General features: G+C 70.3%; 24 protein-coding genes. 18 read left to right on the top strand and 6 right to left on the bottom strand.

Going from position 1 to position 24,180, the window contains the following annotated elements; translation table 11 throughout:
* Positions 1-25 precede the first annotated feature (25 nt).
* On the bottom strand, positions 26-493 hold the full coding sequence (locus ACZ7L1_RS21760) for a MarR family winged helix-turn-helix transcriptional regulator (protein ID WP_471439343.1): 468 nt from the start codon (positions 491-493) through the stop codon (positions 26-28).
* 303 nt (positions 494-796) lie between these two features.
* Here ACZ7L1_RS21760 and ACZ7L1_RS21765 point away from each other — a divergent pair, with 303 nt between their 5' ends.
* The 7 genes from ACZ7L1_RS21765 (at position 797) to ACZ7L1_RS21795 (ending at position 7,764) form a co-directional block, all read left to right on the top strand.
* Positions 797-1,420, top strand: coding sequence for a hypothetical protein (locus ACZ7L1_RS21765; RefSeq protein WP_471439344.1), 624 nt, complete (start codon positions 797-799; stop codon positions 1,418-1,420).
* Positions 1,421-1,529: 109 nt separating this feature from the next.
* A complete protein-coding gene (locus tag ACZ7L1_RS21770) occupies positions 1,530-2,858 on the top strand; it encodes a Dyp-type peroxidase (protein ID WP_471439346.1) in 1,329 nt (442 codons plus the stop codon).
* Positions 2,859-2,885: 27 nt separating this feature from the next.
* Positions 2,886-4,058: a DUF4331 family protein gene (locus ACZ7L1_RS21775; RefSeq protein ID WP_471439347.1), complete on the top strand. Its 1,173-nt coding sequence runs from the start codon at positions 2,886-2,888 to the stop codon at positions 4,056-4,058.
* Positions 4,055-5,137, top strand: coding sequence for a tetratricopeptide repeat protein (locus ACZ7L1_RS21780; RefSeq protein WP_471439349.1), 1,083 nt, complete (start codon positions 4,055-4,057; stop codon positions 5,135-5,137). The genes ACZ7L1_RS21775 and ACZ7L1_RS21780 overlap by 4 nt, the downstream gene beginning before the upstream one ends.
* A gap of 224 nt (positions 5,138-5,361) precedes the next feature.
* Entirely contained in the window at positions 5,362-6,408 is a 1,047-nt protein-coding gene (locus tag ACZ7L1_RS21785; protein ID WP_471439350.1) for a zinc-binding dehydrogenase, read from the top strand.
* Between the two features lie 486 nt (positions 6,409-6,894).
* Entirely contained in the window at positions 6,895-7,599 is a 705-nt protein-coding gene (locus ACZ7L1_RS21790) for a hypothetical protein (RefSeq protein ID WP_471439351.1), read from the top strand.
* Positions 7,600-7,623: 24 nt separating this feature from the next.
* Complete coding sequence (locus tag ACZ7L1_RS21795; RefSeq protein WP_471439352.1) at positions 7,624-7,764, top strand: hypothetical protein; 141 nt, start codon at positions 7,624-7,626, stop codon at positions 7,762-7,764.
* A 149-nt stretch (positions 7,765-7,913) separates the two neighbouring features.
* Here ACZ7L1_RS21795 and ACZ7L1_RS21800 read toward each other — a convergent pair whose 3' ends face one another.
* Entirely contained in the window at positions 7,914-8,639 is a 726-nt protein-coding gene (locus tag ACZ7L1_RS21800; protein ID WP_471439354.1) for a CBS domain-containing protein, read from the bottom strand.
* A 72-nt stretch (positions 8,640-8,711) separates the two neighbouring features.
* The gene (locus ACZ7L1_RS21805) at positions 8,712-9,701 is read right to left on the bottom strand and encodes an Acg family FMN-binding oxidoreductase (protein ID WP_471439356.1); all 990 of its coding nucleotides are present in this window, start codon (positions 9,699-9,701) and stop codon (positions 8,712-8,714) included.
* Positions 9,702-10,031: 330 nt separating this feature from the next.
* Between ACZ7L1_RS21805 and ACZ7L1_RS21810 the strand changes: the two genes are divergently transcribed.
* Positions 10,032-10,262, top strand: coding sequence for a universal stress protein (locus ACZ7L1_RS21810; RefSeq protein ID WP_471439357.1), 231 nt, complete (start codon positions 10,032-10,034; stop codon positions 10,260-10,262).
* A 4-nt stretch (positions 10,263-10,266) separates the two neighbouring features.
* On the opposite strand, the gene ACZ7L1_RS21815 is transcribed toward ACZ7L1_RS21810, so the two are convergent.
* From ACZ7L1_RS21815 to ACZ7L1_RS21825, 3 genes are all read right to left on the bottom strand, one after another.
* Positions 10,267-12,540, bottom strand: coding sequence for a heavy metal translocating P-type ATPase (locus tag ACZ7L1_RS21815; RefSeq protein ID WP_471439480.1), 2,274 nt, complete (start codon positions 12,538-12,540; stop codon positions 10,267-10,269).
* Positions 12,541-12,621: 81 nt separating this feature from the next.
* Complete coding sequence (locus ACZ7L1_RS21820) at positions 12,622-13,506, bottom strand: universal stress protein (protein ID WP_471439359.1); 885 nt, start codon at positions 13,504-13,506, stop codon at positions 12,622-12,624.
* An 11-nt stretch (positions 13,507-13,517) separates the two neighbouring features.
* On the bottom strand, positions 13,518-13,835 hold the full coding sequence (locus ACZ7L1_RS21825) for a DUF1918 domain-containing protein (protein ID WP_471439360.1): 318 nt from the start codon (positions 13,833-13,835) through the stop codon (positions 13,518-13,520).
* Between the two features lie 18 nt (positions 13,836-13,853).
* Here ACZ7L1_RS21825 and ACZ7L1_RS21830 point away from each other — a divergent pair, with 18 nt between their 5' ends.
* The 10 genes from ACZ7L1_RS21830 to ACZ7L1_RS21875 all read left to right on the top strand — a co-directional run bounded on the left by ACZ7L1_RS21830 (position 13,854) and on the right by ACZ7L1_RS21875 (position 24,160).
* Positions 13,854-14,078, top strand: a complete 225-nt coding sequence (locus ACZ7L1_RS21830; RefSeq protein ID WP_471439362.1) for a hypothetical protein — start codon at positions 13,854-13,856, stop codon at positions 14,076-14,078.
* A 4-nt stretch (positions 14,079-14,082) separates the two neighbouring features.
* Complete coding sequence (locus tag ACZ7L1_RS21835) at positions 14,083-14,697, top strand: CBS domain-containing protein (RefSeq protein ID WP_471439364.1); 615 nt, start codon at positions 14,083-14,085, stop codon at positions 14,695-14,697.
* A gap of 243 nt (positions 14,698-14,940) precedes the next feature.
* Positions 14,941-16,122 carry a 4Fe-4S dicluster domain-containing protein gene (locus ACZ7L1_RS21840; protein ID WP_471439366.1) on the top strand — a complete coding sequence of 394 codons (1,182 nt, stop codon included), beginning with the start codon at positions 14,941-14,943 and terminating at the stop codon, positions 16,120-16,122.
* Complete coding sequence (locus tag ACZ7L1_RS21845; protein WP_471439368.1) at positions 16,119-16,577, top strand: Crp/Fnr family transcriptional regulator; 459 nt, start codon at positions 16,119-16,121, stop codon at positions 16,575-16,577. Before ACZ7L1_RS21840 ends, ACZ7L1_RS21845 begins: the two co-directional genes overlap by 4 nt.
* Entirely contained in the window at positions 16,574-17,392 is an 819-nt protein-coding gene (locus ACZ7L1_RS21850) for an FAD/NAD(P)-binding protein (RefSeq protein ID WP_471439369.1), read from the top strand. Before ACZ7L1_RS21845 ends, ACZ7L1_RS21850 begins: the two co-directional genes overlap by 4 nt.
* A 1-nt stretch (position 17,393) precedes the next feature.
* Complete coding sequence (locus tag ACZ7L1_RS21855) at positions 17,394-18,299, top strand: NADH-quinone oxidoreductase subunit B family protein (RefSeq protein ID WP_471439371.1); 906 nt, start codon at positions 17,394-17,396, stop codon at positions 18,297-18,299.
* Positions 18,296-19,657: a Ni/Fe hydrogenase subunit alpha gene (locus ACZ7L1_RS21860; protein ID WP_471439373.1), complete on the top strand. Its 1,362-nt coding sequence runs from the start codon at positions 18,296-18,298 to the stop codon at positions 19,655-19,657. The genes ACZ7L1_RS21855 and ACZ7L1_RS21860 overlap by 4 nt, the downstream gene beginning before the upstream one ends.
* Positions 19,654-20,127, top strand: a complete 474-nt coding sequence (locus tag ACZ7L1_RS21865; protein ID WP_471439375.1) for a hydrogenase maturation protease — start codon at positions 19,654-19,656, stop codon at positions 20,125-20,127. The genes ACZ7L1_RS21860 and ACZ7L1_RS21865 overlap by 4 nt, the downstream gene beginning before the upstream one ends.
* Before the next feature lie 284 nt (positions 20,128-20,411).
* Positions 20,412-23,111: a magnesium-translocating P-type ATPase gene (mgtA, locus tag ACZ7L1_RS21870; RefSeq protein WP_471439377.1), complete on the top strand. Its 2,700-nt coding sequence runs from the start codon at positions 20,412-20,414 to the stop codon at positions 23,109-23,111.
* 179 nt (positions 23,112-23,290) lie between these two features.
* A complete protein-coding gene (locus ACZ7L1_RS21875) occupies positions 23,291-24,160 on the top strand; it encodes a universal stress protein (protein ID WP_471439482.1) in 870 nt (289 codons plus the stop codon).
* Positions 24,161-24,180: the final 20 nt, after the last annotated feature.

The raw sequence follows: 24,180 nt of genomic DNA on the forward strand, positions 1-24,180 counted from the left end.
GATCAGCGCGAGAGCCGTTGCTGAGTCACTCGCTGACAGCCGGATGATCGGTTTGCAGATGGTCAAGAATGGCATGGGAGATCTCAGCGAGATGGTCGATCTGCACCGCTGTGAGACGGTCGAGGACCAGGCGCCGCACCTCCTGGGCATGGCTGGGCGCGGCTCTTCCCAGGGCGGTCCGCCCTTCTGGCGTGATCACCGCGTACATGGCGCGTGACGCGCCGCTCCGGCGCTCCACCAGGCCGCGCTTGCACATGCGGGTGAGCTGGTGGTGGAGGCGGCTCTTCTCCCAGCCCAGCTCGTGGCTGAGCTCATAGGCACGCAACCGTCCGCCCGGGGCTTCGGACAGGGCGACGAGCACTGTGTAATCGGCGTTCGACAGGCCGCTGCCCGCCTGGAGCTGCTGCTCGATACGAGACCGCAGAACCTCCTGCATCTGGAAGAACGCCCGCCAGGCGCGCAGCTCGCGCTCACTCCATGCCTGCTGCTCCATGTCCCCATGATAGCGACGGGTTGACACATCAACTCGCCCGCCGTACGTGGCGCTGTTGAGATGACACATCAACTCGAGGATCTGCTGTTCGCGGTAGTACTGCTCGGCTGAGCGCCCGGCCCCAATACGTCGCCGAGGGTGCACCTTACTTGTGACTCAGGTCACAATGAGACAAGTTGACTCATAGAGGGGTTGTGAGGCAATCTGTCTCACAGAGAGGGTCGCGAAAGCGCAGAACTCGTGACCAACCGCAGATGCCGTAGATGCCACCGCATTCACGCATAAGTCCTATTGGAGGAAACCATGACCGCGACGCTCACGAAGAAGGCGGGCAAGGGCCGCACCGACGGGGTCGTCTCCGAGCTGGCCACCTACTTCCACATCAAGCCGGGACACGAGGAAGAGATCCGGGCGGCGGTCCAGCGGTTCGTGGAGGAGCTGCGCCGCCAGGACCCGGCGCAGACCATCAAGACCGGCCTGCGCGACACCCGGCACGTGGTCTTCGACGGCGGAAGGATGCTGCTGTGGGCCACCACCTTCGAGACCGAGTGGGACCCCTACGTCGACGACGCGATCCTGACCGTCGGCTTCGAGCACTTCGCGGACTGGCTGCAGCACACCACCGAGTGGGACGAGCTGTTCGCCTGGGTCGAGGAGGCCGGCGGCATGAACGCCCTGACCGACATGGACCGCCCGGACTTCGAGGACAACGTCCGCAACTCCACCGCCCGCCTGAAGAAGATCCTCCAGGACGGCCAGGAGCAGGCCGCCTCCTACTTCAACCCCCTGGGCACCCTCACCATGCCCCAGGTCGTCAAGGCACAGAAGCTCGACGCCGCCTTCCAGGAAGTCCTCGACGACCCCACCGCCGAGGAAGCCCTCGCCCACCCCGCCCTCAAGCCCCTCCTCGCCCAGGCCGCCAGCTGACACCGGCCCACCCCCACACCCCTGGGAGGGGGTGGCACCTCCCACCCCCTCCCAGGAGCCCCACCGGGCGTGACGACCGCGCCCTCGCTACACAGTTCTGGAAGGCATCATGACCACGGTCAAGGGCAGCGCCCTAGAACTCGACGACATCCAGGCAGCCGCCCTGGAGCCACGCCCGACGCCCTACGCGGGCTCCTACCTCGCCCTTCGCATCGACGACCGGCGGCAGGGACGCGAGCTGCTGCGGCGACTCACCCCCGTTCTCGACTCGGTCGCCTCGTTCGACCCCCAGCGCCAGGTCTCGCTCGCGGTGGCACTCAGCTTCCCGGGCCTGAAGGCCCTGGGCGTGCCCGCGGAGTCGCTGGCCACCTTCCCGCCCGAGTTCCAGGAGGGCATGGCCGCGCGGGCGGACGAGCTCGGGGATGTCGGGGACAGTGCGCCGGAGAACTGGGAGGGCCCGCTCGGTTCGGAGGACGTGCACATCATCCTGGCCGCACTTGCCCCGGATGAGGCGCGCCTGGAGACGATCGTCCTCCTGGCCCGCGACGCACTGCGCGACCTGCCCGGCGTGGTCCCCGTCTGGCAGCAGGACGTGCACGTCGGACCGGACGAGAAGGAGCCGTTCGGTTTCCGGGACAGCATCGGGCAGCCGGCGATCGAGGGCACGGGGATTCCCGGCACCAATCCGCGTGAAGTCCCGCTCAAGGCAGGCGAGTTCGTCCTTGGATACGAGGACGAGACCGGAGACATCGCACCCGTCCCGCAGCCCGAGGTGCTCGGGCGCAACGGAACGTATGTGGTCTTCCGCAAGCTGCACACGCGCGTGGCCGAGTTCCGTCAGTACATCCGTGACCGCGCCAAGGACCGTGCGGACGAGGAGCTGATCGCGGCCAAGTTCGTCGGCCGCTGGCCCAGTGGCGCCCCGCTGGCACTGACGCCGGACAAGGACGACCCGGAACTCGGTGCCGACCCCGCGCGCAACAACGACTTCATGTACGGCGACGACCCGCAGGGCCTGAAGTGCCCCGTGGGTTCGCACGCCCGCCGGATGAACCCGCGGGACGCGGTCGTCACCGGTGAGGTGCGCCTGCACCGCATGATCAGGCGCGGCACGACCTATGGTCCGCCCCTGCCCAAGGGCGTGCTGGAGGACGACGGCGCCGACCGCGGCATCATGTTCGCCTTCGTCGGCGCCCACCTTGCCCGGCAGTTCGAGTTCGTCCAGCGGCAGTGGTTGAACGACGGCAAGTTCATCGGGGCCCCCGACGAGAAGGACCCGCTGATCGGCGGGAACGAGGACGGCCAGTTCACCGTCCCGCGCGAGCCGATCCGCCGCCGCTTCAAGGGGCTGCCCCCGTTCGTCGTCAACCGGGGCGGCGAGTACTGCTTCATGCCCGGCCTGTCGGCGCTGCGCTGGATCGCCGACCTCGACACCTGACCCACCCACTAGCAAGGAGCGTTTCTCATGGCTGACCACTTCTCCGGGCCGCGCGTCATCGCCGACCCCGCATCCGACATCTGCGACGTGTACGCCTTCCCGAGCCCGGAGCGACCGGGGAACCTGGTGCTCGTTCTCAACGTGCTGCCGGCCTCGGCCCCCACGGCCCTGTTCTCCGACGTGATCACCCACCGTTTCCGCGTCCGGCCGATCACGTCCGTGAGCGAGGGCGCCGCTGCAGCGTTCAACGTCGGCGAAGACGAGTACGTCTTCGACTTCACCTTCGACGCCCCCCACCAGCTTGACGGCGCCGACACCCTGGTGCAGATGGGCACGTGCCAGGCGCCCGACGGCCGGACGGTCGCCTTCCAGGTCGGCAACGAGGTGCCCACCGAGGGCGAGGGACTGAGGATCTTCGCCGGGTCGCGGCTCGACCCGTTCTTCATCGACTTCGTGGGCGTGATCGCCACCGACATGACGGGGAAGCTTTCCCTCAGGCCCGACGCCGACAACGTCCTGGAGGGCCTGAACTGCCTGAGCATCGTCCTGGAGGTCGACGCCGCGGTGCTCGGCCCGGCCGCCGGCTCGCTGGTCGCGGTCGTCGGCGAGACCCTGACCGCCGGTGGTCTGCGCCTGATCCAGCTGGAGCGCATGGGCCGGCCGGAGATCAAGAACGTGGTCCTGTCGAGCCGGAAGTACGACACCGTCAACCGCGATCTGGAGATCCGCGACCTCTACAACGAGGAAGACACCTTCAGCATCCGCCCCGACTACGAGGGCGCCTACCGCGCGCGGTTCAACGCCAACCTGGCCTGGTTCGACGGCCTGGACGGGAAGACCGACTGGCCGCTGGACGAGCAGGGCACCCACCCGCTGACCGAACTGCTGCTGGCGGATTTCCTCGTCGTCGACCTGTCCAAGCCCTTCTCGGAGGACGGCTGGTTCGAGATCGAGACCGCCCTGATCGCCGGCCGCCCGCACACCACGTGCGGTGGCCGCTCCCTCAACGACGACATCGTGGACACCCTCTACACCGTGCTCGTGGGCGGTGTGGACGGCGAGCGTCTCAGCGACGGCGTCGACCAGTCGGCCAAGCCGGCCACCCACACCTTCCCCTACCTGAACGCTCCCAACCCGACCCCGCCGGACCTGGGCGCCCGCCTGGCCGCGATGGTCCCTCCGGGGGAGGCAGCGGCATGACCGGTATGACCGGGGCGTCCACCCAGTTGTGCGAGCCGGTGACGACGAGCGGCACCATAGCCGTGACGAATCTGCACGCGCAGATCGACGGACTGGCCGTACGGCTCAGCCGCGCGGCTACGGGGAAGGCGCAAGGGGCTCCTTCGATGGTGACCCAGGGGGCGGTGCTGGTCGACCTCCTCAACCTCCGAGGCCACCTCCTGGGCCGCGTCGCCGACTACGAACGGGCCGCGGAACTGGCTGAACGGCTGGTGCGCGCCGCACCCGAGGACGGCACGGCCCTGCTTGCCCGCGCACGCACAAAGGCGACCCTGCACCGCTTCGCCGAGGCCGTCGCCGACCTGGGCGCGGCAGGACGGGGCGGTGCGGACGAGGCCGCACTGGACGCGGAAAGGGCCGTCGTCCTGCAGGCCCTCGGCTGCTACGCGGATGCCATGGCTCTGATCCACAAAGCGACGGAGCGGCAGAGCGACTTCACAACGCTCGGCGCGCTCGCCGTACTCCAGGCCGAGCGCGGGGAGGTCACTGAGGCGAAGCGGCTGTTCGATGAGGCACGGCGCCACTACCAGGGTGTCTCGCCCTTCCCGCTCGCCCAGCTGGACTTCCGGCGCGGTGTGATGTGGCACCGCGAGGGCGATCTCGATGCGGCCCGCTCCTGCTATGACGCCGCCCGGCGTCGGGTGCCCCACTATGCGGCCGCACTCGGCCACCTGGCCGAGATCGAGCTCCTGCGTGGAGACCCGAAGGCAGCGGTCGCCCTCCTGCGTCCCCTCACCCGGACCAGCGACGACCCGGAGTACGCCGCCCACCTTGCGGCCGCGTTGCACAGAAGCGGCAGCGTCAGTGAGGCGAACCAGTGGCGCAAGCGCGCGGCAGCGCGATACGACGAACTGGTGCGGTGCCACCCCGAGGCCTACGCCGACCACGCGGCCGACTTCTGGCTGGCCGTGGGAGCCGACGCCTCCAAGGGCCTTGAACTGGCACTGCAGAACCTCGCATTCCGGCAGACGGCCCGTTCCTATGCCCTGTTCCAGCGCGCTGTCCTCGCGCAGAACCGGGTCGCACAAGCTGCCCCATAGCCGCCGAGCGGCGGTGCCGCGGTCATGGGGCACAGACGGGGTCGGCCGGACGTACAGGGGTGCCATTCGGCCGGCCCCGCACCATGCCGCCTGGGGCAACTGGGGCCCGGCGACTTGCACCGGCTGATGCCCTCGCCCCTCGTCCCCTCAAAGCGCCCCTCCACCCCTTTGCGGTCCCACGGACCGCTGCAGTCCCATAACCACTCTCAAGAAGGCTCAGGACGATGGACACCATGCTGGCAGGACGCGTCCACCTGGACACGAAGAAGTTCCTCGTGGAGGAGATTCCGATCCCCGAACCCGGGCCGGGCGAAGTGCTGATCGAGGTGAAGGCCGCGGGCGTGTGTCTTTCCGACCTGCACCTCATCGACGGCAGCATCGCACCGGTGCACCTGAAGTCCGACGTACTCACCCTGGGGCACGAGATCTCCGGTGTCATCCATTCCCCGGGCCCCGGCCTCAGGCGGGATCTGGCGGTCGGCACCCGGGTCGCCCTCCAGGCCGGACAGCCCTGCCGTGAGTGCGCCACCTGCGTCAGGGGCGGCACGTGCACGTCGTTCCGCGGCCGCGGCGTCGACTACGACGGTGGCTGGTCCCAGTACACGATCGCCCGTGAGGACACCGTCGTCCCCATCCCCGACGCACTTCCCTTCGACCAGGCGGCGATCATCCCGGACGCCGTATCCACCTCGTACGCGGCCCTGGTCGACACCGTGCAGGTGCGTTCCGCCCAGGCCGTGGGCATCTGGGGCGTCGGCGGCGTGGGTGCTCACGCCGTCCGGCTGGCCCGCATGATGGGTGCCGCGCCGATCATCGCCGTCGACCCGCTGCCCGGTGCGCGAGAGCGGGCCCTCGCGTTCGGCGCCGACATCGCGCTCGACCCGTCCGACCCCGCTTTCACCGAGGCCGTCCTGCGGGCCACCGACGGACTCGGGCTGGACTACGCGTTCGACTTCGCGGGCGTTCCCCCGGTCCGAGAACAGGCCTCGCCCCTCCTGGGTGACCGCGGCGCGCTGGTCCTGGTGGGTATCACCACCGAGCCGCTGAAGATCTCGGAGCGCATGACCTTCAACCTGAAGAACAAGAAGGTGTACGGGCACTACGGATCCTCGTTCGACCACGTCTACGAACTGATCCGGCTGGCCTCCAGTGGCCGTCTCGACCTGGCCCCGTCCATCACCGACCACATCGCCCTGGCCGACGCCCCCGAGGCGATCCACCGCCTGGAGCGGAAGATCGGCGACCCGATCCGCCTCATCCTCGTTCCCTGACGACTCGACCGAGCGTGTGGGCGTGCCGGCCGTGCACTCGACGAAGGCGTGCGGCCGGCACGTCGCCGTGATGAGCAGGGTCGCGCAGAAGGAGGCCGGATGACAGCGCCGACGGAGCGGCGCGTCACGCTCCATGTATGCGGTGATCACGCCAGAGGGGCGCACAGCGTTGGAGGAAGCGGCCCCCGTCCATGCTCAGGAGGTGCGACGCCTGTTCATCGACCGCCTCACGGCAGAGCAGATCGACCATCTCGCCGAGATCTCCGACGCCATCCTTGACCACCTGCACACGGATGGGCCGACTGCCGGCGGCTGACTCGTCTTCCGGGACCCGTGCACCACGGCCGCAATCGCGAGACGAAAGGGTTTCGGCAGATGGATTTCGACGTTGTATGCAACGCGCGGATATTTCGGGGGTCTCCCGCCGCGGCCCACCTTTACCCAGTGCTGTTAGCGTGCCCGCCCTGAGGCTGGCACACTGAATTTGTGCTTCAGCTGATGGCCGCTGCCGTTCAGAATGCGTCCTCATCGATTCCCGGCACCGGCGTCGTGTCGGTTTGCGCATTGCTCTTCACCGTCTCCTCCTTCTGGTGGATCAACGCCAGGCAGGGGCACCTGAAGTCGTGGGAGCCGCATTCCTTCGCAGCGATTATCCACTGCTCCATGGCTCGCCTGCGGCTTCCGCTCGTCCTGCACAACACCGGTGCCAAGCCGATAGTGGTGCAGGACCTCAGGTTGACCTTCCCTGATGAGCCGGCCTCTCATCTGCCGCTTCTATGGAAGTCGTCACCGATCCGGCTCCGGCCCGGGCCGGACGAGGAGTCGAAGCTGCCAGCCGGATTCGCTGTGGCGGGCAGAGAAGCGCAACAACTCTTCATCGAGTTCGAGGCGCCGTTTCCCGGATTCGTTCCGGAGGCCCGTGATTACAAGGTCCAGATACAGATGAGGGTTGGTCACCGCAAGGGGTGGCGCCCCCTCCTGACGTTCACCTTGAGGACCGCCAACATCATTGATCCCGGCCGGTACAGCGTCTACAGCAATGCACCTCTTGAGCTGACGAAGGAGGACAGGCAGAAGGCGGACGCCGCACTCCTGGAGCTGCTGGGCGAGCAAGAGGACGATTCGGGACCGGGTGAGAGGAAGCAGCGGGACTCTTCGAACGACGACGGCAGCACCGGCACAAACCTCTAGCCGAACGGCGGGTCGTCAGGCCCCTTGTCAGCCTCGGCGCACTGTCTGGTCGACGTGCACGCCCACTTCGTGAGCCCCGCCTACGTGGCGGCGGCCAAAGCAGCCGGGTTCACGCAACCCGACGGCAACCCGGTGAACCTGACCCAGCCGATCCCGGCCCAGTAACGCTGTTCCAGGTGCTTGTGCTGGTCCTGGGCTGCCTGCGGTGGAAGTCATTTGCCCAGTAGGTGGCCTCGATGCTCGTCAAGGCGAGCAGCGCTCGGGGAATCACCCCATTGCCGGGAAGGACTCCCCAGGCCGGGCGGCGTCATCACTCACCCAGGGTGAGCAGATGTCTCGTGGCTGCTGCTTCCCCTGCCGGGTAGCCTCGGCGGCTCGAGGTCCGATCCGAGGTCGTCGTAGGCGTACCCGATCGACTGGTGCACGGTGACCACGCCGTCCACGGAACGGCACAGACGGTCGATGACCGGAATCAGCGTTCTCTCCTCGACCCGGCCCTTCAGCGTCACCACGCCTTCCCGCACGTCGACCTGAACGGCGTCCGAGGGAAGACCCAGGGTCGCGCGCAGCACGTCCTGGTGGATCTCGTCGCTGATCGCCGTGTCGCTGCGCAGGAACGGCCGCAGCAGATCCGAGCGGCTGACGATCCCGACGAGCCTGCCGGTCTCGTCGACCACGGGCAGCCGCTTCACCTTGTGGCGGTACATGGTCCTCGCCGTCTCGACGACGTTCCAGCCAGGACGTGCCATGACCGCGGGTGTGGTCATCATCGCCTCCGCGGTTTCGGCACCGGCGCGTGCCAGCTCGTCCGGGCCCAGCGGGCGTCCGAGCGGCCGTCCCTCCGGGTCCGGCAGGCTCGCCGCCTTGCGGAGCAGGTCCGCCTCGGACACGACACCGACGGGGCGTCCCTCGTCGTCGACGACGGGGAGGGCCGTGACGTCGTTGTCACGCAACAGCTGGGCGATCTGTTTGAAGGACGAGCGGGGGTGTGCCGTGACGACGCTGTGCGTCATGACTTCGGCGACTGTTCGGTGCTGCATGTTTCCACTCCTTCCATGCGTGGTCACAAGCCTCATGGCTGTGGAAAGGGGGCTCGCGGCGAGGGCGAGCCGTCAGACGACGTCGAGCACCTCGGCCACAGGTCGTCGCTGAGTCGGGGTGCCCACGGGGCCGTATCCCAGACGGATCACCATCTGTACGTGCCCCATGGCCGTGGTCGGGTCCCGCACCACCCATCGCAGTTCGGGCCATTCGAGGGGCTGGGAGGTCAGGGACGCGACGAGGCCGTCCAAGGTGGCCTGGAGCCAGACCCGCTCCAGCGCCTGGCCGGCCCGCAGCCAGTCCAGCGGCCGGTCCTGTGCCGTACCCAGCAGAGCGATCTGAGGCCGTTTCTCGAACGGGGCCCAACCGCGCCCGGTAACCTCGCGGCCGACGGCGAAGTCCCGTACGGGGGAGTCGGCTCCCCACTGGCGGGGGCCGAACGCCTCGGCGGGGATCCCGTCCGAAGCCGAGGTCTTATCGGCGGGCTCGGTCCGGGCCCAATGGGCCGTCTCGCCCCGCACACCGGGGTTCCGTGCCTCCCGGCCTTCGGCGTCGCGTACCAGATCCAGGACCGATCGCGCGTGCCAGGCGTCGGGGAAGACCAGCCTGGCGCCTTCGAAGCGGGCCGCTGCGCACAGTCCGTCCTTCAGAGCATCGGGGATGTCGTCCTCACGGAAGGGATTCCGGCTGGTGTGGCGTCGTCGGATCGCGGGGTGGAGAAGGGCGAGATCGTCGTCGGGGCGCGCGTCGCCCATGAGGTCCACCTCGGCCAGCAACTCGGGGACTGACGAGTCGGGCAGGAGCCGCGTCTCGGGCTCCCGGCCTGCCGCCGTCGCGGCGACCCGCAGGTTGAACAGTGCGGCACCGCAGCCCAGGTGCATGCCGCGGCTGTCGGGGTCGGTCTTCGGGAGGGTGCGTTCGGGGTCGGCGTACAGCTGAAGAACGCCGCTGTCACTGAGGAACCGGAATCTCCAGGGCTGTGCGTTGTGCTGGGACGGAGCGGCCGTGGCGTCTTCGACGAACGCGGCGATGACGGACACGTCCAAGGGCGGTGCGGTCACTGAACCCCCTCCGGAGTCGATCCGGATGGTTGATCACCTTCCAGGGTGTGAGGTGCCGGGGACGTCGGGGTAGGGCCGTTCGGACCTCTTGGAGGACCGTGCGGACCGTGTCTTCCGGACGGAGACGTGTGCCTGGCACATCGAGCGGTTTGGGCCAATGCCGCACCGAAGAGGGCAACATGCCGAGGTCCTGCCCGAGGACCCGGTCGATGCGCTTCTGCGCGAGAGTGGCAACGCCGCGGCCGTGGTGACGGGATGCCGTGGCCGTGGCGAGTTGCAGGGGGTGCTCCTCGGCACGGTCAGGAGCGGGCGTCCACGCTGATCGACGCTTTGCTGCAGGACACCACGGTCGACCATCCGGACGTCCGGGTGAACAGGACCACGGTCGAGGGGCCCGCCCACAAGGTGCTGCTGCACCGCTCGGCCGCCGCGGACCTCGTGATCATCGGAGCCCGGCGCGGCCACTGCCCCTGCCCCGGTGAGCTGCGCCTGGGGAGGGTGGGACACACACCGCTGCACCACGCCCAGTGCCCGGTGGCCGTCGTACCGGAGCTGCCGTGAGCCGTCACTGCGCCAGCGAGAAGTAGCTCTCCTCCTCCTGCGCGAAATGGAGGCGCAGGATCGTGTGGAGGCCGTACAGCGAGGCGCGCAGGTCGTCGAGTTGCTCCGGCCGGAGCCCGCCTTCCTCGTCGGCGAGGCGTACGTGGGTGGCGATGCGCTCCGCCAGGCGTTCGATCTCGGCGTGGGCGCGGCTCATGGTGTCGGTGGCCTCCGGGCCGAGTCGCCGGTCCAGCGCGGGGTAGAGCTCGTGTTCCTCCGCGTGCTCGTGGGGAAGCAGGCGGTTTCTGAGCAGGTGATCGATGTCGCGTACGGCGGCCAGGGCGCGGGGGCCGTTGTCTGAGGCGAGGAGGCCGGCGGCTTCCCGGATGGCGTCGAGGGCGTCCCTGAGGTCGTCATGCTCGGTGGCGAACCGGTGGATGAGGCTTTCCGCCTCCGGTTCGAGGGTCGGGCGTACGCCCGATGGCGGCAGCAGGGCCCGCAGCGCGTTGAGGATGACGGTTACGTCGATGGCCTCCTGGAGCAGGGCGCCGGGCGCGGGCGGGAGCAGGCCGAGGAGCGCGGCCGTCATGGCGGCCAGCGACATCGCCATCCCGCCCGCGGCGCTCTGCACCGCGATCCGGCGGGCGCGTGCGGCGATCTCCATCGCGTCGGCCAGGCGCGCCACGCGGTCCGTGGTGAGGACGATGTCGGCGGCCTCCGAGGCCGAGGTGGACCCACGAGCGCCCATGGCGACACCGACGTCGGCCGCAGCGAGGGCGGGGGCGTCGTTGACACCGTCGCCGACCATGACCGTGACGGCCCGTCCGCTCTCCTCGCGCACCGCGGCGATCTTGTCGGTGGGCAGTTGCCCCGCGCGTACGTCGTCCAGGCCCAGGACCGCCCCCACCTCACGGGCCGGTTCGGGACGGTCTCCGGTGAGCATCAGCAGCCGCTCCAGCCCGGCCGCCCTGAGACGGCGGATGGTGCGGGGCGCGTCCGGGCGCAGCGGGTCGCGCAGCAGCAGGGCACCGGACAGCGTGCCGTCCACGGTCAGCCAGACGGTCACGGCGCCGTCCAGCAGGGCCCGGTTGTCCACCGCACGCGCCCAGCCGGGCAGGTCGGCCGGGGACAGCCCCGTCCTTCCCACGGCGATGCGCAGGCCGTCCACGGTGCCCGTGACCCCTCGTCCGGGTTCCTCAGTGACGTCCTGCGGAACCGTCAGGGGCAGGTTGCGCGCCCTGGCCTCGTGGACGATGGCTTCGGCCAGGATGTGGGCCGACACCTGGTCGAGCGAGGCGGCCAGCCGCAGCACCTCCGCCGGAGCCGGGCCGCCCGGAGCGCCCGCCACCTCCAGCACCCGCGGCCGTCCCATGGTCAGCGTGCCCGTCTTGTCGATCACCAGGGTGCGGGCCCGGCCCAGTCGCTCCAGTGCGCCGCCGTCCCGGACCACGACGCCCCGCCGGGCGCACTGTGACAGGCCGGAGACGATGGCGACCGGGGTGGCGAGCAGCAGCGGGCAGGGGGTCGCGACGACAAGGACGGCGACCGCACGGACAGCGGAACCGCTCACCGCCCAGGCGACGGCGGCCACTCCCAGCGACAGGGGCAGGAACCAGGCGGCGTAGTGCTCCGCCAGCCGCACCATGGGAGCCCGTTCCGCCGCCGCCTGCCGGGCCAGGCGCACGATCTCGGCATAGGTGCTGTCGGCGGCGGTGGCCTTCGCCCTCAGCTCGAAGACAGCCCCACCGTTCACAACACCGCTGCGCACCGCATCGCCGACACCACGATCCACCTGGGCGGACTCACCCGTCAGCACCGACTCGTCCAGCGCCGCCGGGCCGACGGTGACCTCGCCGTCCACCGGCACCACCTCGCCCGGGCCCACCACCAGCACATCACCGGGAGCCACCACCTCCAGCGGCACGACCGTGACGGCCGCACCGTCGCGGCGACGGGCCGAACGCGGGGCGTGTTCCAGCAGGGAGCGCAGGTCGTGCGAGGCACGCCGTTCCGCCGCCGTTTCCAGGGACCGCCCGGTCGCCAGCATCAGCCCGATCAGCGCGCCCGCGAGGTACTCGCCCACCGCGAGGGTTCCGGCCAGCGCGAGCACCGCGATCACATCGACGCCGGCCCGTCCCCTGCGCAGATCGGCCACCACCCAGGCGACCGCAGGAACGAGAGCAAGCGCGGTGCCGGCCGCCCAGCAGGCGCTGGAGACGTCGTGACGGCCCAGTAGCCACGCGATGCCGCCGGCGAGCAGAGCGCCCGCGGTCGCCGCCAGCAGTCCGGACTCCGGCAGGTGCCGACCCTGCCGAGCCGATACCGCCCCGAGGTTCGTCTCCTGCCGCCCGCCACGGCCACCGGCCTTTGTCTTCACGGCTCACGCCGAGGTATGGGGGACGGCGATGACGGGACAGCGGGCGTAGTGCAGCACGCCCTGACTCACCGAGCCGAGCAGCATGCCGGTGAAGCCGCCGCGCCCCCGGGTCCCGACCACCAGGCCGAGAGCGTGGGCGGACGCCCCGGTCAGCACCTCCACCGGATGGCCGTTGACGAGTTCGTGATGCACCTCCACGTCCGGGTACGCCGCGCCGCGCCCCGCGACGGTTTCGGAGAGCACCCGTCGGTACTCCTGTTGCTCCGCGTGCTCGTCGAACATCCAGTGCAACCGCCCGGGCTGCCACGCGTACACGGCGCGCAGCGCGGCACCCCGCAGGGCGGCCTCCTGAAAGGCGAAGTCGACGGCGGCGGCGGAATGCGCGCTGCCGTCCACGCCGACGACGAAGTACGCGGGCTGCTGAGTGACGTGCTCCGGCTCGGGGACCACGACCACCGGGCAGCGGGCATGCGCCATGACGGGCACGGCGACGGACGAGGAGCCGATCGCCTCCCGCGCTCGGCTGAGGTGCCACGAGCCCAGCACGACGGCCGCGGCGTCCCGGCTCTGCTCCCGCAGGACCCACGCCGGGTTCCCTTCAGCCAGCAGCCCGGACACCTTCACATGGGGCTGCCGGGTCTCCACGAAGGACACCGCCTCCTTCAGCACACGCTCGCCGGCCCGGTGCATCACCTCGTTCCACGCCTCCCAGGAGGGCGGTACCTCCCACCGAGCGAACCCGACGGTCGGCGTGCTCTCGGCGTGCACCAGGCGCAGCGGCAGTCCGCGCCGCGCCGCCTCGTCGGCCGCCCAGGCCGGCGCCATGCGCTTCGCGGGGTCGGGATCCACACCGACCACGATCGGCAGATGGGCATCGGGTCGTGCCATCGTGATCTCCGTCATGAGTGGCGTTCAGGTGATGCCGTGCGCGTACCCAGGTGCTTGACGTACGCGTCGGGTCCGGAGAAGTACAGCGTCACCCGTCCCGAGTCCCAGCGCACGTCGTACGGCGGGCGCCCGTCTTGATGGCGATGGTGGACACCGATTCCTTCTCTGCGTCTTCGTGAAAGGACCGGCACGCCGGGGTTTCCGGGGCCGTTGGTCCCCGCCCCCGGCACCGGTGGGAAAGGGCCCTTCGGGGCCCCGGTATGGGCCGTTCGCCCTCTGCGATCAAGGAGCGCACGCGGTGGACTGGAGGGGTCGGCAGTCGCACCCACAGTGCAGGAGGTACGGCGATGGCGACACTCTCGCGCAGGCAGAGGTTCCCGTTCCCGCAGATTCCCGAGTGGTTCGAGTCCTTCCCCACGCGGTTCGGGATGCCCACGATGGGCGACCTCTCCGCGATGCGGATCGAGGACTACCTGGAGGGCGACCGGTACGTGATGAGGGCGGAGCTTCCGGGCGTTTCGCCCGAGGGCATCGACGTCGTCATCAGCGAAGGGACGTTGAAGGGGGGGTGAGGCTATGAGACACCGCAGTGTGGGTGATCTGATGACCCCGACCGCCGTCAGCGTGCGACCGGACACCACGTTCAAGGAGATCGCGCGCCTCCTCGATGAATACGACATCACCGCGGTTGCGGTGGTCGATGACGACGGTCGGCCGGTCGGGGTGGTCTCGGAGGCGGACCTGATCCGCAAGCAGACGTCCGCCGGCGTCGGGAGCAGCGCCCGGGAGCTGATGACGAGCCCCGCCGTGGTCGCGGAGCCGGGGTGGAACGCGGTGCGTGCGGCGCGAACCATGGAACAGCGCGGGGTCAAGCGGCTGCCCGTCGTGGACGGCGACGGCCGGCTCATCGGCGTGCTCAGCCGCAGCGACCTGGTGCAGCTCTTCCTCCGCAGGGACCGCGCGATCCAGGAGGAGATCCTCGAAGACGTCATCGTCCGGACGCTCGGCCTGACTCCCTCCTCGCTGACCGTCGAGGTCACCGACGGCAGGGTCACGCTCAGCGGCACCGTGGAGCACAAGAGCATGGTCCCGGTCGTCGTGCGGCTGTGCGAGAGCGTCGACGGCGTGGTGGACGTGGTGGACCGGCTGGGCTTCGACCGGGATGACACCGTGGCCGCGACTGCTCCGTAGGCGACCCCGAGGTGTCCGCCGGCCGCCCCGTGGTCGACGTCGTGGCCGCTCTCCGGATGAGGCAGCCCTGCGGCGTCGTACCGCTTCCTCGTGCTCAGCCTCCTGTGACGCCAGTCGCCTCCGGTACCTCCGTATTTGTACGCTTATGCCGGAAGTTCTGCGTCCGTGGCTCCAGCCGTCCGTGGGCTCCAGGAGGCCGACGGCCGCTGCACCCACTTTCCGCGGTGCTGAGGGAGCAAGGCCATGAACACGTACACCGACGTGAACACCTCGCCACCACCCGTCTGCGACGGGATGGTGATCGGCAGGGACGGGATGGCCGCGCTGGTCGACGTTCTGATCGGGCGCGGTTTCACCGTGGTCGGGCCCACCGTGAGGGACGGCGCGATCGTGCTGGCGGAGCTGGAGTCGGCCGACCAGTTGCCCTACGGATGGGGCGTGGAGCTGGAGGCCGGGCAGTACCGGCTGCGCGAGCGGCCGGACGGTGCCGCGTTCGCGAACGCGGCGGGCCCGCAGTCGTGGAAGACGTTCCTGCACCCGGCGCGGGTACGGCAGTGGAGCGCCGACCGGGTGGGGGACGAGACGGTGTTCACGGCGGACGAGCCCCCGCCTGTCCGGTACGCATTCCTCGGGGTGCGCTCCTGCGACCTGCGGGCCATCGCGATCCAGGACCGGGTGCTCACCGGGGGGCCGCACCGCGACCCCGTCTACCAGGGGCGGCGCACTGGAGCGTTCCTGGTGGCAGTGGAGTGCACGGAGCCCGGGGGCACCTGTTTCTGCGTCTCGATGGGCACGGGACCGGCGGCCGGACCCGGCTATGACCTGGTGATGACCGAGGTGGTCGACGACGAAGGTCACCGCTTCTGGATCCGCGGCGGCAGCGAGGAAGGCGCCGAGATCCTCGCCGAACTGCCCGCCCGCCCGGCGGACCTCGCCACCCGCGAGGCGGCCCGCGCGGGCGTCGCCTCCGCCGCGGACCGTATGGGACGGACGATGCCCGAAGCCGACCTGAGGGAGCTGATGGCCGGCACGCTGGACGCCCCCCGCTGGGACGACGTCGCCGGGCGCTGTCTGACGTGCGGGAACTGCACCATGGTGTGTCCCACCTGCTTCTGCACCACCACCGAGGACGTCACCGACCTCACCGGTGACCACGCGGAGCGGTGGCGGCTGTGGGACTCCTGCTTCGATCTCGACTTCTCCCATCTGCACGACGGCCCGGTCCGTGCGACCGCGCGCAGCCGCTACCGGCAGTGGATGACCCACAAACTGGGCACCTGGTACGACCAGTTCGGCTCCTCCGGTTGCGTGGGCTGCGGCCGCTGCATCGTGTGGTGCCCGGTCGGCATCGACATCACCGAAGAGGCCGCCGCCCTGCACGACTGGACGCAGTCCCGGGAATCGGAGGAGGCGGAGGCCCCGTGACCGCCCTGCCGTCGTCCCTGGACTTCCTCCCTGCCGCACACCGCGAACGGCTGCTGGGCACAGGACTGGACGTCTCGTACCCGGCCGGTATGCGGCTGTTCGACGAGGGCGGGAAAGCCGACCGCTTCTGGCTGCTGCGCTCCGGCGAGGTCGCCCTCGACCTGTACGTGCCTGGCCGGCACCCGGCGCCCGTGGTGGAGACGCTCGGCCCGGGTCAGTTGCTGGGCTGGTCGTGGATCTCCCCGCCATACCGCTGGCACCTGGGGGCGGAGGCGGTGACCGCGGTGGAGGCGACGCAGTTCCCCGCCGGAGAAGTCCTGAAGCTTTGCGCGGCCGACCCGGAACTTGGGTACGCCCTGATGCGCCGCTTCACCGAGGTCGTCGCCGAGCGCCTGCAGGCGACCCGCATCAGGTTGCTGGACCTGTACGCGCCCCACGGAAGCGGCCCGGCATGAGCACGGTGACGCCTCCGCTGCCGTACCGGGTCGTCGGCACCCGGCCGGAGACCGCCGACACCCGTTCGGTGGAACTGGTGCCGGTGGGGCGGGAGCTTCCGCCGTTCTCGCCGGGCCAGTTCGCCGTGATCTACGCGTTCGGCGTCGGCGAGGTGCCCGTCTCGGTCAGCTCCCTGCGCGGTCGGCACGGAGGGCTGGTGCACACCGTGCGCGCGGTGGGCGCAGTCTCCACGGCGCTGTACCGACTGCGCCCGGGGGACACCGTAGGACTGAGCGGGCCGTACGGCGTCGGCTGGGACATGGACGCGGCGGCCGGCCACGACGTACTGGTGATCGCGGGCGGCATCGGGCTGGCGCCGCTGCGGCCGGTGGTGCACACGGTCCTGGAGCGGCCCGCGGCCTACAGCCGGCTCGGGATTCTGGTGGGCGCCCGCACCGCCGGCGATCTGGTCTACCGGGAGGAGATCGAAAGCTGGCGCGGCCCGGCCCGGGTGGCAGTGGCCGTCGATCGCCCCGGCCCGGGCTGGCACGGCGCAGTCGGGGTGGTCACCACACTCCTGGGCCGGTTCGACATCCAGCCCGACCGCACGTGCGCGCTGGTGTGCGGCCCCGAGGCGATGATCCGCCACACCGCACGTGCCCTGACGGACCGGGGCGTGCCCCCGCACTGCGTCCAGGTGTCCCTGGAACGCAACATGCGCTGCGCCACCGGCCACTGCGGCCACTGCCAACTCGGCCCTCTCCTGCTGTGCCGCGACGGCCCGGTCGTCGGCTACGACCTGGCTGAACCACTGCTCGCCGTACGGGAGTTGTGAAATGGTCACCAACACGCGACCGGACACCGGCACCGGACCGGACGCCGATCCCCGGCCGACACTCGCCGTGTGGAAGTTCGCCTCCTGCGACGGCTGCCAGCTGACCCTGCTCGACTGCGAGGACGAACTGCTCGGTCTCACCGAGCGGATACGGATCGAGCACTTCCTGGAGATGTCCGCCGCCGAGGGCCCCGACGGGGAGCGCGCGGAGCTGTCCGGGCGCGGACCGTACGACCTCTCCCTGGTCGAAGGGTCGGTCACAACGGCCGAGGACGCCGAGCGGATCCGGCACATCCGGCGCATCTCCCGGCGCCTGGTCACCATCGGAGCCTGCGCCACCGCGGGCGGCATCCAGGCGCTGCGCAACTTCGGGGACGTCGCCGAGTTCCGTGCCGCGGTCTACGCCCGCCCGGAGTACATCGCCACGCTGGAGACCTCGACGCCGATCTCGGCCCACGTACCCGTCGACTTCGAACTGCGCGGCTGCCCCATCGACCGCCGCCAGCTCCTCGAAGTCATCACCGCCTACCTGGCCGGACGCAAACCGAACATCCCCGATCACAGCGTCTGCTTCGAGTGCAAGAGGCGCGGCACCACCTGCATCACCGTGGCCCACGGCACTCCTTGTCTGGGCCCGGTCACCCACTCCGGCTGCGGCGCGATCTGCCCCGCCTACGGCCGCGGCTGCTACGGCTGCTTCGGGCCGAGCAACAGCCCCAACCTGCGCTCCATGGTCGGGCAACTGCGCCACGACGGGATGAGCGAGCGCGACATCCTGCGTGTCTTCCGCACCTTCAACGCCGCGTCGCCGGAATATGCCCCCGTACCCGATCTCGCGGCTGAGGCAGCCGACGAGCAGGACGACTCCCAGACCAGGACAGACACCACCCCGGAAGGGCCGGTATGAGCCATCGCGGATCCCGCGTCCTGCGGCTGGACGCACTGGCCCGCGTGGAAGGCGAAGGCGCCCTCCACCTGCGCGTTCACGACGGAACGATCGCCGAGGCACGGCTGCGTATCTACGAACCGCCACGGTTCTTCGAGGCCTTCCTGATCGGCCGGGGACACACGGAGCCACCGGACATCACCTCCCGCATCTGCGGCATCTGCCCGGTCGCCTACCAGATGAGCGCCTGCCAGGCGGTCGAGAACGCCTGCGGCGTCACCGTGGACGGCCCCCTCGCCGAGCTGCGCCGCCTGCTGTACTGCGGCGAATGGATCGAGAGCCAGACCCTGCACATCCATCTGCTCCACGCCCCGGACTTCTTCGGCTGCCCGAGCGCGGTCGAACTCGCCCGCGACCACCGCGCCGCCGTCGAGCGCGGCCTGCGGACCAAACAGACCGGCAACGCGATCCTGGAACAGCTGGGGGGCCGCTCCATCCACCCGATCAATGTCCGCGTCGGTGGCTTCTACCGCACGCCGACGGTCCAGGAACTCCGTCCACTGGCGGACCGGCTGCGGCAGGCCCGCGAGGACGCGCTGGAGACCGTGCGCTGGGTGGCCGCGTTCGACTTCCCCGACGCCGTGTGCGACTACGAGCTGCTGGCCCTGCGGGATCCGGGCCGCTACGCCATCGACTCCGGGACACCCACCGTCATGGCCGCTCCCGACGGCAGCGGCACCGAGCGGGGGCCGGCCCTGCGCGAGTTCCCGGTCGCCGACTTCGAGCAGCACGTGCACGAAGAGCAGGTACCGCACTCCACCGCTCTGACCGCCACCCTGGACGGCCGCCGCTACCTGACCGGGTCGCTGGCCCGCTACGCCCTCAACGGCCGGTGGCTGCACCCCGTGGCGGCCGAGGCCGCGCGAGACGCCGGGCTCGGCGACCCGGCCGCGGGCGTGGTCTGCCGCAACCCCTTCCGCAGCATCGTCGTACGCGCCGTGGAGGTTGTGCACGCCGTCGAGGAAGCCCTGCGGATCATCGACGCCTACGCACCACCTCCACGGCCGGCCGTCGACGTCCCGCCCCGCAAGGCGGTCGGAACCGGCGCCACCGAGGCACCTCGCGGACTGCTCTACCACCGCTACGCCCTGGCGGAGGACGGCACGCTCACCGCGGCCCGCATCATTCCGCCCACCGCCCAGAACCAGTCGGCCATCGAGGAGGACCTGCGCCGGGCCGTCCAGGCGCGACTCGACCGGCCGGGCCCCGCCGCCGATGACGAGGAGCTCACCACCGTGTGCGAGCGCGCCATCAGGAACCACGACCCCTGCATCTCCTGCTCCACCCACTTTCTCGACCTGACGGTGGAGCGCACATGACGGGCCGGGTCGTGGTGATCGGTGTGGGCAATCCCTTCCGCCGCGACGACGGAGTCGGCCCGGCGGTGGTGGAGGCACTGCGGGACCAGGTTCCCGACGGCACCGTGCTCGCGGTCAGCGACGGTGAACCCAGCCGGATGCTCGAACTGTGGCACGGCGCCGACACCGTGGTCGTGGTGGAAGCCGTCTGCACGCGCCCCGCCCGGCCTGGCCGGCTGCACACCCTGTCAGGGGCGGAAGCGGCCGCGCACCGGGCGGGCTCGGCGAGCACCCACGCGCTCGGCCTGGGCGAGTGCCTGGCTTTGGCGGAGGCCCTCGACCGGCTACCGCACAAGCTCGTGGTGCACGCCGTGGAGGCGTCCGACGTCGGCCTCGGCACAGGCCTGACCGAACGTGTGCGGTCGTCCCTCCCCGAACTGATCGAGCGCGTTGCCGCATCTGCACGGAAGGCATGCGATCAACACGGTTAGGAGGCGGTGGGCCGCACCAGCGGCCGGCGGCGGGCTGCGCCGCAGGTCCCTGAGACAGGCCCGGATGGCCCCTTGGGGCGGGGGCGCTGCCGGACCGAGGGTGGAGCTGTGACACCGGTATCAGCCTGTCCATACCTCACACGCAGTTGTCGTCAGGGGCCCGTTGGATCTGTGGTCTTGTCCTGGGCCACCGGGCCTGGGCGTGGCGCGGGCGTGTCCCGCTGTGGGAGCGGGCCGGGACACGGGGGCGGTCGGTGATGGTGACCACCGTCCCAGTGCGGCCGATGACCGCGGGGCGTGTCGCCGTGGCGGCCGCCCGGCCCACTGCCGAGGTACTGGACGATCTGGGGGTGACCGGCGGCGGTCTGTCGTCGGATGAGGCGGAACGGCGGCTCGGGCGCTGGGGGCCCAATGCGGTTCACTCGCACCGGGCCCGGGCTTGGCTCGTCCTGTGGCACCAGCTGCGGTCCCCGCTGCTGGGCCTGCTTCTGGCCGCCGCCGTCGTCTCCTACTTCGTCGGCGAGCGCAGCGATGCCCTGATCATCGGTGCGATCGTGGCGCTCTCCGTCGGTTTGGGTTTTGCCAACGAATACCGGGCGGAGAAGACCGCCCAGTCGCTGCACGCGAAGATCCGTCACCGTGCGGTCGTGCTGCGCGACGGGCGACCACAGGAAGTGGAGGTCACCGCCCTGGTTCCGGGTGATGTGGTGGAGTTGCGGCTGGGCGACATCGTGCCCGCGGATCTGCGGCTGCTTGAGGTCACCGGGCTGGAGTGCAGCGAGTCGGTGCTGACCGGTGAGTCGCTGCCGGTCGCAAAGGGGACCGCGCCCGTGCCGGCCGGTACGGCGCTGGCCGAGCTGTCCGGTTGTGCCCTGATGGGCACCGTGGTGCACTCCGGAAGCGGCCGTGGGGTGGTGGTCGCCACCGGCGCGGAGGCCGAGTTCGGGAAGATCGCCGCCGGGCTGAGCGGTCATCAGCTGGAGACCGAGTTCCAGGTGGGGCTGCGGCGGTTCTCGATGCTGCTGGTGTACGTCGCGGGGGCGCTGACCACGTCGATCTTCGTCATCAACGTCGCCCTGCACAAGCCGATGATCGACGCGTTGCTGTTCTCTCTGGCCATCGCGGTCGGCATCACTCCGCAACTGCTGCCCGCCGTGGTCTCCACCAGCCTGGCCGCGGGCTCCCGGCGGATGAGCCAGCGCAAGGTGCTGGTCAAGCGGCTGGTGTGCATCGAGGATCTCGGTGACGTGGAGGTGCTGTTCACCGACAAGACCGGGACGCTGACCCGGGGCCGTATCGACTTCATGCGGGCGGTACCGGCCGACGGTGTGGCACCGGAGGAGGTGCTGCGCTTCGGGCTGCTGTGCACGGAGACGGAGATGGACGACCGGGGCCGGCCGGTCGGCGGCAATCCACTGGACGCCGCCCTGTGGGACTCCCCGGCCACCGCCTCCCGGCGTCCGGCCCTCAGCGGCTGGAAACGCATCGGTGTTTTGCCCTTCGACCATGAGCGGCGGATGGTATCCGTCACGGTCACCGATCCCGACGGTGCGACCACGCTGGTCACCAAAGGCGCCCCCGAAACGGTGCTGGAACGCTGTGTGGACGTGCCCGACAGTTCCCGTCAGGCGCTGGAAACCGAGTTCGCCGCCGGCAACCGCGTGGTGGCCGTGGCGACCCGTCCCGGCCGGGCGGCCACCGCCCTCACAGCCGCCGACGAGCGTGACCTTCGCCTGGCGGGTCTGCTGGTCTTCCTCGATCCGCCCAAACCCGACGCCGCCGAGGCGCTGGGACGGCTGGACACGCTGGGCATCACGGTGAAGGTCGTCACCGGGGACAGCCCTGCGGTGGCCGCCAAGGTCTGCCACGACCTGGGGTTGAGCGATGTCGGAGTGCTGACCGGGAACGACCTCGACGCCATGGACGACGAGCAGCTCATCACCGCCATCCGACACACCACGGTGTTCGCCCGGGTCAGCCCCGAGCACAAGGCCCGCATCGTACGCCTGCAACGGCGGACCGGCGGCGATGTCGCCTTCCTCGGTGACGGGGTCAACGACGCCCTCGCGCTGCACGCCGCCGACGTGGGCATCTCGGTGGATTCGGCCACGGACGTGGCCAAGGACGCGGCCGACGTGATCCTTCTGGAGAAGGACCTCGGAGTCCTGGCGGACGGGGTCACCGAGGGCCGGCGGATCTTCGCCAACACCATCAAATACGTCCTGATGGGGACGTCCAGCAACTTCGGCAACATGTTCAGCGCGGCGGGCGCGTCCCTGTTCCTGCCCTTCCTGCCGATGCTGCCCTCCCAGATCCTGCTCAACAACCTTCTGTACGACACGAGCCAGCTCGCCATCCCCACCGACGAGGTCGACGAGGAGCAGGTACGACGGCCGGCGCACTGGGACATCGCCTTCATCCGGCGCTTCATGGTGTGCTTCGGGCCGATCAGCTCGCTGTTCGACTTCGTGACCTTCGCGGTGATGCTGGGCGTCTTCCACGCCGGCGCCGCCCAGTTCCACACCGGCTGGTTCGTCGAATCCCTGGCCACGCAGACCCTGGTGATCTTCGCCATCCGCACCCGCCGCATCCCCTTCTGGCGAAGCCGCCCCAGCCTTCCCCTGACGCTGACCGCGCTGGGTGTCGTCGCCCTCGGCGCCGCCCTGCCGGCCACCCCGATAGCCCCTGTCCTCGGCTTCCAGCTCCTGCCGTCCGGTTTCTTCGCTGCGGTGGCCGCCATGGTCGTCGTCTACCTCGGCCTCGTGGAGATCGGCAAGCGGATCTTCTACCGCGCCGCACGCGCACCGGTACCGCCCCGACCGACCCTCGGTCATCGGCATCTGCGCCGCCGCGCCGCCCGGTTCAGCACCGTCACCCGACTGCGGCAACCCAGAGCCGCTCGTCGTTCGCCCGCGAGCAGACCGCCCAGGACCAGCACCGCCGGGTCCCGGCAGCCAGAGGCTCGTCAGAGTTCACCACAGTGATCCGCGCAGGTCACAGCGAAGGTCATGGGCGGGACCCGGCGCCTGGTCGGCATGCGCCGCAAGGAGGTATGCGGTAGTCCTCGAATGGGAAGAAGCCGGTGCTCGGCGTGCCGGCGCCGCCTGGACCGACGGACTCCCTCACCGTCATTCCGGCTTCCCACGAGACGGAGGCGGTCGCCATGGATCCGGTCGTCACGGTGGGCCTCGACGGCTCGCCCGAGAGTCTCGCCGCTGCTCGCTGGGGCGCTGACGAGGCCGAACGGCGCAAGCTCACTCTGCGCCTGCTGCATGCGTGGCCGCTGCTGGTGCCGGAACCGACCCGCCTTCCCTGCGAGGTCGACCAGAACTACTGGGCGAAGCGGCTTGTACGCGACGCACGGGCGCAGATCCAGGCGCGCCACCCCGGCCTTACAGTCGTCGGCAGCCTGGTCGCCGACGACGCCGAGCACGCACTGCTTCGAGCGGCGGCCGAGTCCGAGATGACCGTGCTCGGTTCCCGCGGGCTGGAGCCCGTCGAGAGCTACTTCATGGGTGATGTCAGCATGCCCGTCGTGGCACGGGCCGAGCGGCCGGTGGTGCTGGTCCGTGCCGAGACAAGCGAAGAGGTGCCTACGCCCACCTCCCATGGCAGCGTGGTGGTGGCGCTGAAACGGCACGGATCGTGCGACGACCTGCTCGCATTCGCCTTCGGTACCGCCGCGGCGAGGAACGTGGGCCTGCGGGCCGTCCACGGCCGTAGCGTGCCCATCCACGCGCAGTTGCCTTGGGGCATCGACCACGACATCACCGAAGAGATCAGGCAGGACGCGCAGAAGCAGCTGAGCCAGGCGCTCCACCCCTGGCGCGAGAAGTTCCCGCACGTCGACGTCGCCGACACCATCGCTCTGGACAGCCCTGCCAAGGCCGTCGTGCGGGCGGCCGAGGGCGCCGGGATGCTGGTCGTCGGCAGACGCAGGCACCACGCTGCCCTCGCACCCCGCCTGGGCCCCGTGGCCCAGGCCGCCATCCATCACGCGCGCTGCCCTGTCGCCGTCGTACCCCATGACTGAACCGGGTCACCGGAGGGAGC

The organism is Streptomyces sp. NPDC107546 (genome assembly GCF_055639175.1).